This is a genomic window from Novosphingobium sp. BL-S-32, from assembly GCF_056857055.1.
Genome location: NZ_CM166477.1, coordinates 1,333,593 through 1,349,656, shown reverse-complemented (window position 1 = coordinate 1,349,656; position 16,064 = coordinate 1,333,593). Strand labels below are relative to the sequence as shown.

The 16,064-nt window shown below is 61.0% G+C and carries 13 protein-coding genes and 1 pseudogene; 5 read left to right on the top strand and 9 right to left on the bottom strand.

The window, feature by feature from the left end:
* Positions 1-74 precede the first annotated feature (74 nt).
* Both AC1VVK_RS22485 and AC1VVK_RS22480 read left to right on the top strand, forming a co-directional pair.
* The gene (locus tag AC1VVK_RS22485) at positions 75-389 is read left to right on the top strand and encodes a hypothetical protein (protein WP_482905407.1); all 315 of its coding nucleotides are present in this window, start codon (positions 75-77) and stop codon (positions 387-389) included.
* A gap of 100 nt (positions 390-489) precedes the next feature.
* Complete coding sequence (locus AC1VVK_RS22480) at positions 490-780, top strand: GNAT family N-acetyltransferase (protein WP_482905406.1); 291 nt, start codon at positions 490-492, stop codon at positions 778-780.
* A 673-nt stretch (positions 781-1,453) separates the two neighbouring features.
* Here the strand turns inward: AC1VVK_RS22480 and AC1VVK_RS22475 are convergent.
* On the bottom strand, positions 1,454-2,068 hold the full coding sequence (locus AC1VVK_RS22475; RefSeq protein WP_482905405.1) for a TetR/AcrR family transcriptional regulator: 615 nt from the start codon (positions 2,066-2,068) through the stop codon (positions 1,454-1,456).
* A gap of 97 nt (positions 2,069-2,165) precedes the next feature.
* Between AC1VVK_RS22475 and AC1VVK_RS22470 the strand changes: the two genes are divergently transcribed.
* Both AC1VVK_RS22470 and AC1VVK_RS22465 read left to right on the top strand, forming a co-directional pair.
* Positions 2,166-4,493, top strand: coding sequence for a TonB-dependent receptor (locus AC1VVK_RS22470; protein WP_482905404.1), 2,328 nt, complete (start codon positions 2,166-2,168; stop codon positions 4,491-4,493).
* A gap of 32 nt (positions 4,494-4,525) precedes the next feature.
* Entirely contained in the window at positions 4,526-5,830 is a 1,305-nt protein-coding gene (locus AC1VVK_RS22465; RefSeq protein WP_482905403.1) for a metallophosphoesterase family protein, read from the top strand.
* Positions 5,831-6,014: 184 nt separating this feature from the next.
* Here AC1VVK_RS22465 and AC1VVK_RS22460 read toward each other — a convergent pair.
* The 6 genes and pseudogenes from AC1VVK_RS22460 to AC1VVK_RS22435 all read right to left on the bottom strand — a co-directional run.
* Positions 6,015-6,218: pseudogene (locus tag AC1VVK_RS22460) on the bottom strand (IS3 family transposase); the annotation flags it as partial.
* Positions 6,219-6,297: 79 nt separating this feature from the next.
* Complete coding sequence (locus AC1VVK_RS22455) at positions 6,298-6,471, bottom strand: helix-turn-helix transcriptional regulator (RefSeq protein ID WP_482905402.1); 174 nt, start codon at positions 6,469-6,471, stop codon at positions 6,298-6,300.
* Positions 6,472-6,652: 181 nt separating this feature from the next.
* A complete protein-coding gene (locus AC1VVK_RS22450) occupies positions 6,653-8,437 on the bottom strand; it encodes an arylsulfatase (protein WP_482905401.1) in 1,785 nt (594 codons plus the stop codon).
* Positions 8,438-8,495: 58 nt separating this feature from the next.
* Complete coding sequence (locus tag AC1VVK_RS22445; protein WP_482905400.1) at positions 8,496-11,327, bottom strand: TonB-dependent receptor; 2,832 nt, start codon at positions 11,325-11,327, stop codon at positions 8,496-8,498.
* A 225-nt stretch (positions 11,328-11,552) separates the two neighbouring features.
* Complete coding sequence (locus tag AC1VVK_RS22440; protein ID WP_482905399.1) at positions 11,553-11,984, bottom strand: DUF488 domain-containing protein; 432 nt, start codon at positions 11,982-11,984, stop codon at positions 11,553-11,555.
* Positions 11,985-12,102: 118 nt separating this feature from the next.
* Positions 12,103-12,747, bottom strand: coding sequence for a GNAT family N-acetyltransferase (locus AC1VVK_RS22435; protein WP_482905398.1), 645 nt, complete (start codon positions 12,745-12,747; stop codon positions 12,103-12,105).
* A gap of 556 nt (positions 12,748-13,303) precedes the next feature.
* Here AC1VVK_RS22435 and AC1VVK_RS22430 point away from each other — a divergent pair.
* Positions 13,304-14,527, top strand: a complete 1,224-nt coding sequence (locus AC1VVK_RS22430; RefSeq protein ID WP_482905397.1) for a patatin-like phospholipase family protein — start codon at positions 13,304-13,306, stop codon at positions 14,525-14,527.
* Positions 14,528-14,816: 289 nt separating this feature from the next.
* Here AC1VVK_RS22430 and AC1VVK_RS22425 read toward each other — a convergent pair whose 3' ends face one another.
* Together AC1VVK_RS22425 and AC1VVK_RS22420 are read right to left on the bottom strand one after the other, a co-directional pair.
* On the bottom strand, positions 14,817-15,437 hold the full coding sequence (locus tag AC1VVK_RS22425; RefSeq protein WP_482905396.1) for an ATPase: 621 nt from the start codon (positions 15,435-15,437) through the stop codon (positions 14,817-14,819).
* Complete coding sequence (locus tag AC1VVK_RS22420) at positions 15,434-15,790, bottom strand: TA system antitoxin ParD family protein (RefSeq protein ID WP_482905395.1); 357 nt, start codon at positions 15,788-15,790, stop codon at positions 15,434-15,436. Before AC1VVK_RS22420 ends, AC1VVK_RS22425 begins: the two co-directional genes overlap by 4 nt.
* Between the last annotated feature and the right edge of the window lie 274 nt (positions 15,791-16,064).

The following is a 16,064-nucleotide window of genomic DNA, read 5'->3' as shown; positions in this document are numbered from 1 at the left end:
AGTAGGCATCGTGTGTCTTAGCAATGACATTTACTTGACGATGATATGACCATGTATCAAAATGGGGTTCATGATTGTCCGGCAATGGCGCGGTTGAGATGACCAGACCAGAGAACGACACAGCGATTTCAATCGAGTTGGCAAAGCGCATTCTCGATTCCGAAGCGCGCGGAGACGAGGTGGAAGCTTACATCAACCGCGTGGGGTTGGGCTGGACGCGGATCGTCGGGATTAATTTCGAAGCGGATCACATCTACTGCAGCTACCGCCTCGCCCTTGACGATTTCTGGATTGATGGGACGATCCTATGCGCGCCCGCTGACATCCTCGCGGTAAGGGTGGTGGCATGTCCCTCATTGCTAAAGCGCGCGCCGATCGGTGTCTGTTAGAGCTTAGCGCAAGGCGCGTCGCTGCGCATCAGACATACGGCGGCTTCTTGACGATCCCGAATGCGGTCGGTCCGCGTTGCCGGGGATAATTGGAACTTACATGGAATTCAGACTGGTTCAGCCCAGCGAACACGAAACTATCGCTGCCATTTGGTATGAAAGCGTTAGCCTGATGGATGGAGGTGCACCTGCCCTCGATGACACAAGCACTTTGCTGGACCGGATTAGCATCGAAAATGGCTGGTGTTTGAACGTTGCTGTGGTTGGCGGCCATATCGTCGGGCTGCTTGCGACCATTCCTGAGCAACGCATTCTCGATCAGCTTTTCGTCGCGCCAGACGCTCAACGCCAAGGCATTGGCGCTGCGCTGCTCGATGAAGCAAAGCGGTAGCTTGCGACAGGCTTCACACTTCGGACGCCCGTGACCAATGCCGCCGGGCACCGCTTCTATGAGCCCCTCGGTCTACGGGTTGTGGAGGATACAGCCCACCCGATTACTGGAACGCCAGTCCGCTGCTTTGGATGGAAGCAATAGCCACGCACCCATTGGCATCACATGCTGTCCGACTGGGAGGCACGTAGATGCCCTAGAAATATGTCGCGCGTACTAAACGTTGCCGCTCTTGCGGAGACGGATGCATGATAAACCCCGTCGGATTGGCAAAGTGTCGGCAGCCCCGTCAGCTGAAGTCTCCAACATCAGATCGCGGAAGCAGCTTTCGTCACAAATCTCGAAGCTGTCTTTCCGATCTTCGCCAACGAAAACGCCTGCCATGTTGATGCCCAGGCCTGCCAAGGCATTCATATGCGCTCCGTGAGCCTCCAGCATCGTCCAACCCTGCCTTGATGCAGCGGAACACTGCCCCCGGCGCCATGGAATCAAGGATGCTTTGCGCTTTGCCCGTACGCATCCTGTGAAATCAACAAATGCCAGCCCAATTCCGTCCGTCATGATGGACATGCCGGCGGACATCGTGAAACCCGGAGAAAGTCGGATCGCGATGTGGGATAAGCCCGCTTGCCAATACTGAATCCTTGACCTTGGCCCAGAAAATTCTGGTCCATCACCCTGGCTCCATCTCCAGGAGCGTGAGCGCGCCGTCCACGAGCCGGACGATCTGCCGTTCGGTCAATGTCGTGCGCAGTACCGCGACATGGAAGATGATCGTGCCGATCAACGTGTTGAACGCGAAGTCGCGCACCTGTTCGGACGTGCCGGGACGGGCGCGTTCGAACTCGCGCAAGTAGAAGGTCTGCTCGTTCATGCCGTGGCGGGCGATGGCGGCAGCCAGTTCGGCATGGTGTTCGGCACTGAAAGACATCATCAGCGTTGCCGGGCCGCGCGGACCCGCCATGTAAGTGCAGAGCGCGCGGGCATGCGCGATCAGCACTTCGCGCGGGCTCATCGAATCGTCGATCCTCGGCTCGATCCGGCGCGAGGTCTGGCCCAGCGTCGCCTCGACCAGTTCGGCCTTGTTGGCGAAGCGGCGATAGAGCGTCGAGCGGCTGCATCCGACCAGTTCCGCCACGCTTTCGAATGTGAGTGCTTCATAGCCTTTCTCCGCCAGAAGCCGCCATGCGGCCTCGGCGATGGCCGCGTCCTTTTCCTCGTCGCGCGGGCGGCCCCGCCCCCGTGCGGGCGTCGATACCGGCTCCAGTGCTTTGCTTCCTTCGGTCATTCCTGTCCCCCGTAAACCTCTAACGTCTCACAATTCTGTCATAAAATAACGATACACGCTCGTCTCGTAAATCGCAATCGAAGTAGGGATTCGGGTCGTGATCAATAAACTGGCATTGTTTTCGAGTGTCCTCGCGCTGAGCGTCGGACAAGCCTATGCGGAGGAGGCTCCGGCGCAACCCGCAGATGCGGACGGCGGCTCGCAGGCCGACATCGTCGTTACCGCGCGCAAGACGCGCGAGCGGATCGGCGACGTGCCGCTGGCGATCACCGCGATCGGCGGAGATGACCTGCGCCGTAACGATCACATCCGTCTGGAGGACCTGAACCAGCTCGTCCCCAGCACCAATGTCGTCGTTACTAACGGTCACCAGACCAGCATCTCGATCCGCGGCATCGGCAACAATCCGGGCAGCGATGGGCTTGAGAACAGTGCCGGCGTCTTCGTCGACGGCGTCTATCTCGGCCGCCCGGGCATGGCTGCGTCCGACCTGATCGACATTGCGCAGATCGAAGTGCTGCGCGGTCCGCAGGGCACGCTGTTCGGCAAGAACACCACGGCAGGCGCCGTCAACATCACCACCGAACTGCCGCAGTTCGACTGGAGTGGCCGCGCGGCGGTGACGTACGGCCGCTTCAACTACCAGCAGTATCAGGGCACTCTGACCGGCCCGATCACCGACAACCTCGCCTTCCGCCTGACGGGTTACGACACCACGCGCGACGGGATCGTGAAGAACATCGCGAATGGCGACAAGGTCAGCGATCTGGGCCGTCGCGGCGGGCGGCTCCAACTGCTCTACAAGCCTTCCAACGATCTCAGCGTGCGCCTGATTGGCGAATATGCGCGCGAGCAGCAAAGCTCCGGCGCGGTCACCGTGATCCCCAGCTGGGGCCTTACGCCCGCCGCGATCCAGACCAAGCTCGATGCCACCGGCGCAATTCTGGCGATCGATCCCGACGGCCTGACGACGGCAGCGGGCGGGCCTTACAGCACGGGCACCCGCCAGGGCGCGGGCTCGGCCGAGGTCAACTGGACCTTCGGCGGCGGCTTCACGCTCACCTCGCTGACGGCCTATCGCTACTGGCAGTACGATTCCGCTTCGGACACCGAGGGCAGCAGCGCCGATGCCCTGTACGGCGGCTACCACATCAAGGATCGCCAGTTCACGCAGGAAGTGCGCCTCGCGCTTCCGCGCATGGGCAACTTCGATGCGGTCGGCGGCCTCTACTACTTCCACCAGAAGGTCGATACGACGCAGTACGTTTCCTATGGGGACCAGGCTGCCGCGTGGCTTGCCGGCATGCCGACCGCGACGCTCAAGGCCTATGCGCCCTATTCGCCCGCACTGGCGACCCTGCTGGCCTATAACGGCACCCGTTGGGACACCAAGGCCGCGCCCGAGACCAACAGCATTGCCGCTTTCGGTCAGGTCAACTGGCACGTCACCCCGCAGTGGAACGTGACCGGCGGCCTTCGCGTGACGTATGAGACCAAGGAAGAAGACGTTACCCGCCCGGTGCCGGTCAGCAATGCGACCGGCGATCCGGTCGCCGCGCTCGCATCGCAGGCGGCAGGCCCGATCCACGCGCGCATCAGCAATACCGCGCCGTCGTTCCTGATCAGCACCGACTACCGCTTCAATCCGCAAGTCATGGCCTATGCCCTGATTTCGCGCGGGCAGAAGGCGGGCGGCCTCAACACCACGCTGCCGCCGGCCGGGCTCGATGCCGAGGCGCTGAAGGTCCTGCCCGAGACGGCGACCAACTATGAAGTCGGCATCAAGGGCGACTTCCTGAGCCACGCGCTGACCCTCAACCTCAGCGTGTTCAATACTGACATCCGCAACTATCAGGCCAACGTGTTGATGGAGGTCAACAACCAGGTCGTTCAGCTGCTGACCAACGCCGGCAGCGCGCGCACGCGGGGTGTCGAGTTTGAAGGCACGGTGCGTCCGGTGAACGGCCTCTCGATCCACGGTTTCGTCGCCTACAACGATGCCAAGTACCGCGAATATTCCGCAGGTCCGTGCCCGATCGAAGTGACGGGTCAGGCCACGTGCGACCTCTCGGGCCGTCCGATCGCCGGCGCACCGAAGTGGACCACGGGCATCAACGGCGACTACCAGCATGAACTGGCCTCGGGCCTGGTGGGCTATGCCAGCGCGGAATACTCGTTCCGCTCGAAGTATTACGGCTCGCTCGACGATTCCGAACTGACCAAGACCGGCGGCTACGGCTTGCTCAACTTGCGCATGGGGCTGCGGCTCGACGATCGCTGGGACCTGTCGGTCTGGGGCCGCAACGTCACCGACAAGAAGTACGCCAGCAACTACTTCAACTACGGCTCGGTGCTTCCCGGCACCTACGTCGCCTTCTTCGGCGATCCGGCGACATACGGCGCGACCTTGCGCTTCTCGTTCTGACCCTTTTCCTGAGACCCTTCGGAGTTAAGCCCATGAAAACGCTTTCCCGCCTTCTCGTCGCCTGCACCTGCCTTACCGGCATCGCATCCGGAATTACCTTGGCCGCCGCGCCCGCCCAGGCCAAGGACGGCAGCTTCACCATCGCGGTGATCCCCGACACGCAGAACTACGTCGATTACACGCACCAGACGGCCGAGGGCTTCACGTTCGACGCCAGCAAGCTGTTCCTTGATCAGATGGCCTTCGTCGCCGCCAACCTGAAGAGCGCCGGCGGCGACATCGCCTTCGTCGACGGGCTGGGCGACAACTGGCAGCACCAGTCGATGATGATCGATCCGGCGCATGCCGCGCGCGGATTCAAGCGCGCGCCCAACCCAATGATGGAGGCGCACTTCGCGCCCACCGAAAAGGTCCATACGGTTGAAATGCCGACCGTTGGGCAGGGCTGGGACATGCTCGTAGGCAAGGTACCGTTCTCGGTCGTACCGGGCAATCACGACTACGACGCTATGTGGACGGATTCGAACCATCCGCCTGCCGCGCAAGTCCGCAGCGCGGCGGACGTGGGCATGCTGCACTCCGGTGGGCTTTCCAACTGGAAGAAGGTGTTCTCGGATCAGTCGAAGTACTTCAAGGGCCAGTCCTGGTACGTGGCCAGCCATGACGACGGCGCCGACAGCGCCCAGATCTTCACGGCGGGCGGCTATCGCTTCCTCCACATCGGCCTGCAGTTCGATGCGCCGAACGATTCGCTGAAGTGGGCGGCGGAAATCATCAAGCGCTATCCCGGCCTGCCGACGATCGTGTCCATGCATGACTTCCTCGACACGGCCGGAAACCGCCTGCCGAATCCGATGATCGACAATGCCGCCGTCGATCCGGAGGACAACAGCCCGCAGATGATCTGGGACAAGTTCATCAGCCAGAACGACCAGATCTTCATGGTCCTCTGCGGCCACGAGCATGCGCAGGCCTTCCGCACCGACAGCAACCGCTTCGGCCACCCGGTCTATCAGGTCCTCGCCGACTATCAGGACCGTGCGCAGACCGCCAAGGATGCCGGTGCGAAGCTGGAGCCCGGCATGGGCATCGGCGATGGCTGGCTGCGCCTGATGACGTTCGACATGGCGCCCAAGGTGCCGCAAGTGAAAGTCCGGACCTATTCGACGCACTACAAGGTCAACAGCGTCGAAGCGCCCAAGTATGCCGAATGGTACAAGGCCGGTGAGAAGCCCCAGCTTTCCGACGCCGAATACATGAAGGCGGACGATTTCACCATCGACCTGACCGACTTCCGCGCGCGCTTCGACAAGGTCGGCAAGATCGCCGCGAAATAGCTATCGCTTGGAGCTTGTTTGAAAATTAGCTGAATGCGAATTTTGCGGCCCCGCCCCTCTTCTCTTACGAGCTTACCCCGATTGGTGGTCGGATCGGGAAGGGGAGAGGCGGAGCCGCGCCGAAAATGCCCGGTTGGGCACTTTTCAAACAGATGGGGTGATTGGGGCTCCACCGCATCAGTTCAGCCGCCTGCTTTCTGGCCTCGGAATACTTCGGCGCTCGAGGTGCACAGCGCACTCGCAAATCCTGCTGCTGCTCGTAATCTCGGCACCAATCTTTAAGCGCATTCTTGGTGGGATAGCCCAGCTGGCGAATGGTCGCCCTAATCCGCTTGCCAAGCTTGAGATACAGCTCAACCGTCCGGATCCTGTCTGCGTGGGGATACATGAACTACCTCCATGGTGGTCCAAGTTTTCGTCCACATCCCCCCGGGGCAATCCTCAGTGGCAATCAACAGCGACTATACCTAAGCTGCTTCTGCGATCCGTTCTACCTTGATCTCATCTTCATGCGCGCGTGCGCCAGCGAGGTCATAGGCCGACTGCATGCGAAGCAGGGTATCGGCCTTGATCCCGAATGCCTTTTCGAAGCGGATCGCCATGTCGGCCGATATCGACGAATGCAGGGTATCTGGGAACATGGGAATTTCGACACTGAAATTGCCGAAATCGCCGAAGATGGCCCGGCCTACATCCTTTGGATCCGATCCTCATCAGTTCAAGTCAGGGCGTCAATCGGCCGAGCTTCCTCGCAGCACGTCTGCCCGAGGAATTACGCGATAAAACTGCTTTCGGCAGTGCGCGCGCGCATCGCGTCTCCGGTCAATCACTGAAATGCGCCTGGGGGCCGATCTCCAGCGGCGTGCCGAGCACGCCGCCGCGCAGGGGAACGCCGACATTACGGGCCCAATCGAGCCAGAGCTTGTCCAGTCGTGCGACCACTTCAGGATAGAGTTGGCGAACGTCCTGCGTCTCGGTCCGGTCGTTCTCGAGATCATAGAGGGCCCAGGCAAGGTCGCCCCGCTGCCCTCCCGGGGCCAGCGAGACGAGCTTCCAGCGGCCGTCGATTACCGCGCGGGCGCCGTAATGTTCGAAGAAGAAAGGGCGGTTCGCCGGGATCGGCTTGCCTTCGAACACGCCGGCGAGCGAAACACCGTCGATGGGAGCCTTGTCCGTGCGCGGGGTAACACCGGCAAGGTCGAGCAGGGTCGGCGTCACATCGATGATATGCGCGGGCATGCTCACGCGCGTATCTTCGCGTGCGCCCAATGCCGCAGGCCAGCTCATCAGGAACGGTGCGTGGGTACCGCCCTGGTAGCTTTCCGCCTTCCAGTAGCGCCAGGGGGTGTTCGCCGCGCTGGCCCATTGCGCGCCGAGGCAGGCCATCGTCTGGTCGTCGCCGATCTCGTGTTCTGGATACTCGCCGTACGCGACCTTGCGGCCGTCGCGCGTCTCGCTCCAGCGGTCGTAGCCTGCCTCGACCATCACTTCGGGCGAAGCGCCGTTGTCGATAGTGAAGACGATCAGCGTATCTTCAAATTGCCCGGTATCCTTGAGCGCCTGAATCAGCCGGCCGATGCCTTGATCCATCACTTCGATCATGGCGGCATGCGTCGCCATTTTTCGCACCTGTACCGTGCGCTGCTCGTCGGTCAGGCGCTCCCACGGAATCGAGGCGTTGTGCTCGTAGCGACTTTCAACCGCATCGAGCCGGTCGACGGCGGGATCGACAAGCCCGAACTTGATCTGGCGGGCATAGCGGTCCTGCCGGATCTGGTTCCAGCCGGTGGAAAAGCGCGGGATATACTTCTCGATCAGGGCCGCAGGAGCCATCAGCGGCCAGTGCGCCGCCGTATAGGCCAGATACATCATGAAGGGATCGGAGCCCTTGGCGAGGCGCTTCACTTCGCCCACCGCATGATCGCTGATCGCGTCGGTGAAATAGAACCCCTCGGGGACGGACCTTACCGGCTGGAAGTCGTTCACGAGGCTGAAGGGATCGTGATAGTTCACCACGCCCCAGATGATCCCCCAATGATGCTGGAAGCCGCGAGCGGCGGGATATGTGCGGCGATCCCCGAAATCGCGGTCGAAATGGGCCTGATGGTTGATCCACTTGAGATGCTCGGCCTTGTCCGCAATCGGCTCCGCAGCGGTGAGGTGCCATTTGCCGACCATCGTGGTGGCATAGCCCGCGCGGCGCAGTTCCTCGGCAACCGTAGGCACTTCGAGCGAGAGGCTGGTGCCGTTGCCCGCCATGTTTACGCGGTGTGGATAGCGTCCGGTGAGCAGCGAGGCACGCGAGGGGCAGCAGCGAGCCATGTTGTAAAAATTGGTGAAGTTGACCGAGCGCTTGGCCAGCGCGTTGAGATTAGGCGTGTCGACCTCGCCGCCAAACGCACCGATGTCGGAATAGCCGATATCGTCGCCCAGGATCACGATCATGTTGGGCCGCTTGCGCGGGCGACTGGTCGGAGTGAACGGCAGTTCGCCGAGCAGGCTCGCACTGGCGGGGCCGCCCATCGCGGCGAGGGAGCCGAGCAAGGCCAGCTTCTGAAGGAAGCGACGGCGCGGGCCCACGATTCCGGAATTGGTGGTTTCGCGCAAACTTATTCTCCCGTGGATGGTGCTGCGGGGCACGGGTGCACCGTGCCCCGACCAGTCGTCAGATGCGGACGCGGACGCCGGCAGTGTAGGTCGTCTCGTCGTACCGATACTCCTGCCCGTAAGCAGGCTGGTTGTAGTAGCCGCGGTACTTAGCGCCGAGGATATTGGTGCCGCCCAGATCAAAGCGGAGCCGGTCGTTGACGTCCCAGCTCAGTCCGAAGTCGAGCCGTCCGCTAGGGCGTACGTAGTTGAGCAGGAGCGGGTTGTAGGTTGCATCGCTGGCCCGTGCCGGATCGACTTCGCGGATACCGAGCGCGCCGGTCTCGTCGCTGTCATAATATTTCGAGCGCCACGTGTAGATCAGGCGGCCAGAAAAGCCCGATTTTTCATAAAGCAGCCCGGTGTTGAAGTTGTACTTCGACACGCCCTGCAGCGGCAGGCCGGCGAGCCGGTCGCTGCCCTTCACTTCGGTATCGGCATAAGTGAAGTTGCCCATGACCCCCAGGCCGGACAAAGCGCCCGGTAGGAAGTCGAAGAATGTCTGGCCGCTGACTTCGATGCCCTGCAATTCGGCCTGGCCGATATTGCGCGGGCGGCTGATCGAATAGTTGATCCCGTCGATGACCTCGTTGGCAGAAGCGGTCACCACGCGGTCGGTAATGTCGCGCTTGTAGAGAGCCACGGCGATGAAGCCGCGTCGGAAATAATATTCGAGACTGAGGTCGTAGCTGTCCGATTTCTGCGGGCGCAGGTCCGGATTGCCAGCGGAGCCCGCGTTGAGGATGTTGGGGTTGGTGGACAGTGAATACGTCAGCCCCGGATTGAGCGAGGCAAAATCCGGGCGGCGGATCGTCTTCGCGTAGCTCGCCCGCAGCTGAAGGCCGCCGCCGAACTGAAGCCGCGCGCTGGCGTTGGGCAGCACGTCGGTATCGGTGGTGGTCTGCGAAAGCGGCCGGATTTCCGTGCGCGCGGGCTGACCGCCCGATGCCGGAATCGTCACCACGCTCGAGCCGCGTATCGTGCGTTCGGTACGGGTCGGACGTACGCCGAAGATGCCGTCCAGTGTGATCCCCGAGGTGATCGGCGTCTCATAATTGAACTGGGCATACCCCGCGATCGTCTTCTCGGTGGCGTAGAAGGCACGCTCCGGCTGATAGGCGGGATCGCCGGTGGGTAGACCGTAGAGTGTCCGGAGTGCGTCGCGGCCTTCGTCCGTACGCAGGAAGTCGGGATTGGGCACCAGAGCGCCCGATCCGTCGTTGAACTGCGGGACGCCGGGCATGAGCGTGAGATAGTCGCTCGGCAGCCCCGAGGCATCGACCCTCACTGCGCTGGCCTCGCTGGCAGACCCGATTACCCCGCCGGGCGCCGCCTTGCTCACGATAGCCTGCTGGAACTCGCTGCCGCGATCCGCATAGCGGATGCCTGCCTGGAACTTGCGGAGCAAATTGCTGTCGATGTCGAAGCTGGTATCGATCCGCGCCTGGAACAAGTCGCCCACCGAGCGGCTGAAGTTCTGGTCGAGGCCTTCGCTGAGCACAAGGTTCGAAGAAGACAAGAGTGGATCGCCGGGCGTGGTGGCCGTCGCTCCGCTGCCGCTGTTCGCGGTGTACTGGAAGGTCGGGATTCGCTGGCCGACCACCGCCAGGACAGTCTCGGAAGTGTTGATCGATCGTTGGTACGACACGTCGGCCTTGGCGCTTACGCCGTCGCGATCGAATTTCGCCCCGATCGCGGCAAGCCAGCCGTCGGTCCGGTTGTCGTAGCTGTAGGTCTTCTGCTCGCTTACGGCGTTGGAGATCGTTGCTGACTGGACCTGGCAGAGTTCCTGCACATTGAAGGCGGGAAGCGTGGGCGGGGTGCCGCTGGGAAGGGGCGACTGGCCGCTGTCATTGCGGGCCCGCGCCGTGATGCAATCGTCGGACAGTTCGATGTTGGAAATGCGCGTGCCCGGCAGGAACAGCTGCGCATTGGCCAACGACCATTGGCTCTGCGAGCGATAGCCCGTGTAGAGCCCGTCGGCATAGACCTGGACGCTGTCCGAGGCCTGCCACTGAAGCGAGGCATTGGCCTGGGGGCGCTCGTACCAACCATAGTCCGAGTGGCTCTCAACGACGTTGGGCAAGAGCACGCCCGGCAAATTGTAGGGAATGCCGGTCCCCTGTGCTGCGCGGCGCACGCCCTCACGGGTACGCGGGTGATTGTAATGCGTCTTGGCCCAGCTGACGTTGAGCAGCGCGCCGATTTCGCCGATCCCGGTATCCCAGGTATCGGTGGCGAGAATGCTCACCTGCGGATCGAGCCTGTCCGATTTCACGCCGTAGTTGCCGTGCGCGTTGACAACGATCGTCGGCTTGCTGAAGTTGAACGGCTTGTTGACCTGCAGATCGATAATGCCGGCTATGCCGCCTTCGATCAGGTCCGCCGTATTGGACTTGATTACGTCTATCCGTGACAGTGCATCGGCAGGCAGGTCTTGCATTGCGAACGTGCGGCCGGTGGTGGTGATGATCTCGCGGCCATCGAGCGTGGTCAGGATGTCGCCCAGACCGCGGATGCGCACATTGCCGATCTCGTTCGACTGGGTGACCGACACCTGTACGCCCGGAACGCGCTGTAGCGCTGCCGCCGTCGTGGGATCGGGGAACTTGCCGATATCTTCCGAGACGATCGAATCGACGATTTGCGGTGCCTGCTGCTTGATCTGCGCAGCGCGTTCCACCGACTGGCGAATGCCGGTGACGACAATATCACTCGCCTGGCCTTCTGCTGGAGCGGCTTCCTGCGCCCCTGCCGCACCGCTTGCCGAGAGCGCCGCGATCGAAATGGAAACGTATCCTGCGTGCAACAGTAGTGAATGACGACGGCCCGCCAACGTGATCGATCTCATGTAGCCCCTGAATTCATGACGAACGCCGACGGCGCCTGCCGGGCAGCGCACGGGCAGGCGTTTCGGAAAGTTCGGTTTGAAGGATCTGCCTGGCGCGGTCGCCTCGGCCGAGGGCTTTCGAGCCCTGCGATTAACTCAACCTAAAAAGTTGATAAATATCAGCAAGATAGTTGTGCTTGGTGCAAACGAAGCTCTCCTACTGCGGGCCGGCGCCGCAATCGTCGCTCAAACAAACAGATGGATGACTTCTGCTTCTGGCAGCGCGGCATCCGCCAAGAGAGAGCGATGGCAGCAAGCCGGATCTCTCTCGAAGCAAAGCAGCGCAGTGGAATGTTCCTCTACCAACGAGCGCAGCCGGGCCATCTGTGCCATCGCCTCCGGCAGCTCCAATTGCCCGGCATACACTTCGGCGAGCCTGGCGTGATTATGCTTTCGCGCCGCCTCGCGGCCTTCTGGCGGGGTGCCAAGCGCCTTCAGGCCGATATAGTCGATTCCGGCTTCGCGTAATCCGGCGGCAAGTACATTCTTGGAAAAGCCCGGCCGGCGAGAGAGCGGCACGGCCCGTACGTCGGCCAGAAGCGCGACGCCCGCCAATCGCAGGGCTTCGATTAAGGCCGTCTGAGTGACGCCTTCGTAGCCAATAGTGAAGATACGCATAATGAAGTCACAAATATCCCAAATGAAATTTGCGCGGAATCAAGAATAATGCTCTTCAGTTGGGGGGTGGTAGAGGCGCAGGGTAGGGCCCTTCTTTCGCTTTGCGCCCAAGCCGCCGCTACGGAGTGAGGATTGACGTCGTCGAATATGGCGAGATTGTCTGCCATCCAAGCTTCGAATAGAGGGCTCGGCCGTCTTGGGTGGCGACCAACAACTCGGGGGCGCTCGAACGCTGCCGAGCGTCATGCAGAGTCCGCATTAGGACGCGCCCAAGTCCCTTCCGGCGGTGCTCGGGCTCTGTCGCGATCCGGTCATAGACAAAGACACCGCAGGCCTCCGCTGCATAACCGCTTGCTGCAAGCGCACCCGTTCGGGAAACGATGCGCGCCTCGATCACCATGCCGACTTTCTTAGCTTCGATTTTATACCCGTGGGCTAGGGGTATCGCGGGAGGGTGCTGGCGAGTGGCCTGTATAAAGTAGCTCGGAGCATGAATCTCCCAGCCCGCCGGTAATACCGCCCGCAGTTGGTCGGCCTCGCCGCAAAGTTTCAAAAAATGGCGAGGTTCGCTGATGGTGCGCGCCAGTTCTTCGAGACCCGCGCCAACCTTAGGGAAAACCCAACGGGCGATCTCGGCATCCGACTTAGAATCGACACGAAATCCCCCGTATTCAGGCACTGGCAAAGACAGTCCACGCGCGACGGAACGTGCCGAGAGCCATGCATTCAGGACGATAGGATCAAGGCCTTGATTGCTCATCATCTCTCGCAAATGAAACGGCAGCCACCTTGCAACCCCCAAAGCGCTTGGGCAAGAATCCCAATTCACTCTGCTTGACGCAAGGTAATCGGTCCCCGGCCGCCGCGCGGTCCATGAATGATCGGCCGCTTTGAGGGAACGAGTTTGGGTCGGCGAACGGCCGAAGTGCTGGCGGTAGTTGCCCTGGGATCGGCCAGATGAGACAACGTCGGGCAGGCGGCAGCGATCAGGCTTTTCCAACGATTTACAGACTTTCCCGCACCGCCGCCGTGGCTGACGTCCGCGTCTACCTGTCGGTCTCATCGGAATCGGAAAGCAACGTTATGATCAAGGCGGCAGCTATGCAGATAAGAAAACCGACAATGATAAAAATCTTGGCCATGTCAGCGCTCCACCACGCAGTGACAGCTTAGCTGGCCTGCCGGTCCTTCCTATCGCCCTTGGTGCTTCTTTTGCAGCTTCCCGCTGATCAGCATTTCCGCCAACTGCACTCCGCGTTTTTCCTGATGTCGCTGTGATCTGCCGTGTCCTAGCGTTGCCGAAGCGCGCGGAGGGCGGAATGATGGAAGCAATGAGCGGCGTTTCGACATCGCGGGTGCGGCTCTGGCTCCGCTGCCTTTCAGCGCTCCTGATCGTGCAGATGACGGTAACCGGCTGTGCGACGCCTCAACGCCTTCCGGCAGTTCCAACCGCGATGACGGGCGAGGCCGACCTCGGGATGGGGCAGATCCGCTACTTCGTGCGCCGTGACGCCTCAGGTTTCGAAGCGGAAGCAAAGGCGTCGCTCGCCAAGGAGTTGGCCTATCGCGCCAGTACCGGCCAGACGGGGCCGTTGCCGCCAGTCTATTTTCTCGCCATCTCCGGCGGGGGAGACAATGGCGCATTTGGCGCGGGCCTTCTGAATGGCTGGACCGCCACCGGGACGCGGCCCGAATTCAAGGCGGTTACGGGCGTGAGCACGGGAGCACTGATCGCGCCTTTCGCATTCCTCGGTCCGAAATATGACAAGGTGCTAGAGGACGTCTATACCAAGACTTCACAGGCCGACATATTCAAGATGCGCGGCATGATCAAAGGCTTCTTCAGCGATGCCATGGCCGACACGACACCACTGTACAAACTGGTTAAACGCTACACGGACAAAGCGCTGCTTGATGCTATAGCCGCAGAATATGCCAAAGGCCGATTGCTGCTTGTCGGCACTGCCAACCTGGATTCGCTCGAGCCCGTCGTCTGGAACATGACGGCGATCGCGTCGAGCAAGGATCCGCGGGCGCCCGAATTGTTTCGACGCGTGCTGGTGGCGTCCGCTTCGATCCCCGGCGCCTTCCCGCCTGTTATGCTTGACGTTACTGTCGAGGGGACAAAATATCAGGAGATGCACGCGGACGGCGGCACGATGGCGCAGGTGTTCTTCTATCCCCCGTCGCTTCGCATCGACCAGGCTGGTGGTGTCCAAGGGCGCAAGCGATACCTTTATGTGATCCGCAATGCACGGCTTGATCCAGACTGGGCGAGTGTCGACCGGCGCACGTTGCCGGTTGCGACGCGCGCCATTTCATCGCTTACCCAAACTCAGGGGATCGGAGACCTCTACAGAATTTTTACGACCACCCAGCGCGATGGGATCGAGTATAATCTCGCCTTTATCCCCGCGACATTCAACGTGCCTCATCGCGAAGAATTCGATACCAACTACATGCAGCACCTGTTCGCCACCGGCCGGCAGATGGCGACGGTAGGTTACCCCTGGCAGAAATTTCCGCCCGGTTACGAAAAATGATTGGCTCAGCTGCCGGTCGGTTCGTCTGATCTACCCTTGCAATGGAGCGCAGAAGGCTTTCTGAGCCGCAAATTCGCTAAGGCATTGCGTTGATCATGCATCATTCGCAGAGGGCGCGGTCAACCGGTCAATATTAACCATCGGCGCGGAATGCTATCTGGGACGATCTCTGGGACCGGCCATTATCCCAGCATTCAGGCCTTTCTGGCTGATTATTGACCTTTGGAAAAGCGGCCTTCCGTTGCCCTGGGCGTCAACGGGAACGTATGGCTGCTACAATGGAGCTGCTTCAGAGCCGCGAACGGCAGTTTAGTTGGCGGGTCTTGATGTATACGTCTGCCACGTAGACGGACATGATCCAGCTGGGCAGATGAGGCAAAGCGAAAATCAGCCGCCCGGCCGAGAAGGTAAGGCAATGGCTTGAAGGGTGATTGAGGCGGGAATTGTCGAAGACCATGCCGCGGTCAGCCTTGCAGATTGCCGCTCGAATGAACGGCATGCCACGCGCGCAGCAGGTGCGGATTTTCTCTTCCGGCACGATGTGTCCCCCTTCTTCCACACGAGCGCCTACGCGAGCTACGGATAGCTCCGGCGTATCGACGCCGACATTCATCACGATGACGGTGAAGCCGCTGGCGCGGGCCTCGTCTACGAGCTCAAGCTTAGACGGATGTGAGAAGACGGTCTCGGTTACGAAGTCCTGCCCCTGCGCGAGATACTTGGCTCGGCGCGAGGTGGCGATCTGTGCGGCCTCGTAAGATGCCTCTGGTGATGGATCACGGACTTCGTCACGCTGGATGACGTCAGCGTTTATGAACGGACCCGCGAAGCTGGGTGCAACGCGAAGCTGATAGAGAGTGGACTTGCCGGCACCATTTGGTCCGGCAAGCACTATCATCGTCGGTTTCATGCCTTGCTTGCAGTCTTCTCGCTTATGAGATTACCGGCAGCATCGAGGCCGACGCCGAGGCCAAGCTGCCGCCGACCAGCGAAATAGGATTTCTCGTCAGGCCCGGGCTGCCCCATCTTTTCGGCGAAGCTGTCGAGCCAGACGTCCTTTTCTTCGCTAGTGAGCGCGGTGGACTCGATTTGCCCCGCCAGGGCCGCTGTGATTCTGGCATGATCAAAATGGCCAGACTGCTCAATCGCGCGACCGATGCGCACCCAATGCGCGACTTGGCCCGCGACGGACCGACTTTGCAGTTCGGATTCGCGACGTACGATCTTCAAGATGTCATCGGCAAGCTTGATTGATTGGGCCACGGATGACCTCTGTATCCGGAGGTGGCATTTTGCCACCTTACTTTCAAGTGTTCGATCCAGTGGCACTCGTCAGGTGTCCTGATTTCGCAAACAAGCGTAATTGGGGCAGCTTGAGTGTACTTACCGGACGTTCGCAATGTCGATGATTGAGGCGCGTTCGGACCCAGTGTTCATCAACCTAGCCGCGGTCGACAGAAACCAGAGCGCCGCGCGAAGATCGGCCTTGTGTGTGGAATCCGATCGCCTGAGCCTATGGCGGGCTATCAGGAAGCCG

Coding starts and splice junctions, on each gene's coding strand:
- AC1VVK_RS22480 (WP_482905406.1), top strand. CDS start 490: ATGGAATTCAGACTGGTTCAGCCCAGCGAACACGAAACTATCGCTGCC.
- AC1VVK_RS22440 (WP_482905399.1), bottom strand. CDS start 11,984: ATGCGTATCTTCACTATTGGCTACGAAGGCGTCACTCAGACGGCCTTA.
- AC1VVK_RS22475 (WP_482905405.1), bottom strand. CDS start 2,068: ATGACCGAAGGAAGCAAAGCACTGGAGCCGGTATCGACGCCCGCACGG.
- AC1VVK_RS22425 (WP_482905396.1), bottom strand. CDS start 15,437: ATGAAACCGACGATGATAGTGCTTGCCGGACCAAATGGTGCCGGCAAG.
- AC1VVK_RS22430 (WP_482905397.1), top strand. CDS start 13,304: ATGATGGAAGCAATGAGCGGCGTTTCGACATCGCGGGTGCGGCTCTGG.
- AC1VVK_RS22465 (WP_482905403.1), top strand. CDS start 4,526: ATGAAAACGCTTTCCCGCCTTCTCGTCGCCTGCACCTGCCTTACCGGC.
- AC1VVK_RS22455 (WP_482905402.1), bottom strand. CDS start 6,471: ATGTTCCCAGATACCCTGCATTCGTCGATATCGGCCGACATGGCGATC.
- AC1VVK_RS22445 (WP_482905400.1), bottom strand. CDS start 11,327: ATGAGATCGATCACGTTGGCGGGCCGTCGTCATTCACTACTGTTGCAC.
- AC1VVK_RS22435 (WP_482905398.1), bottom strand. CDS start 12,747: ATGATGAGCAATCAAGGCCTTGATCCTATCGTCCTGAATGCATGGCTC.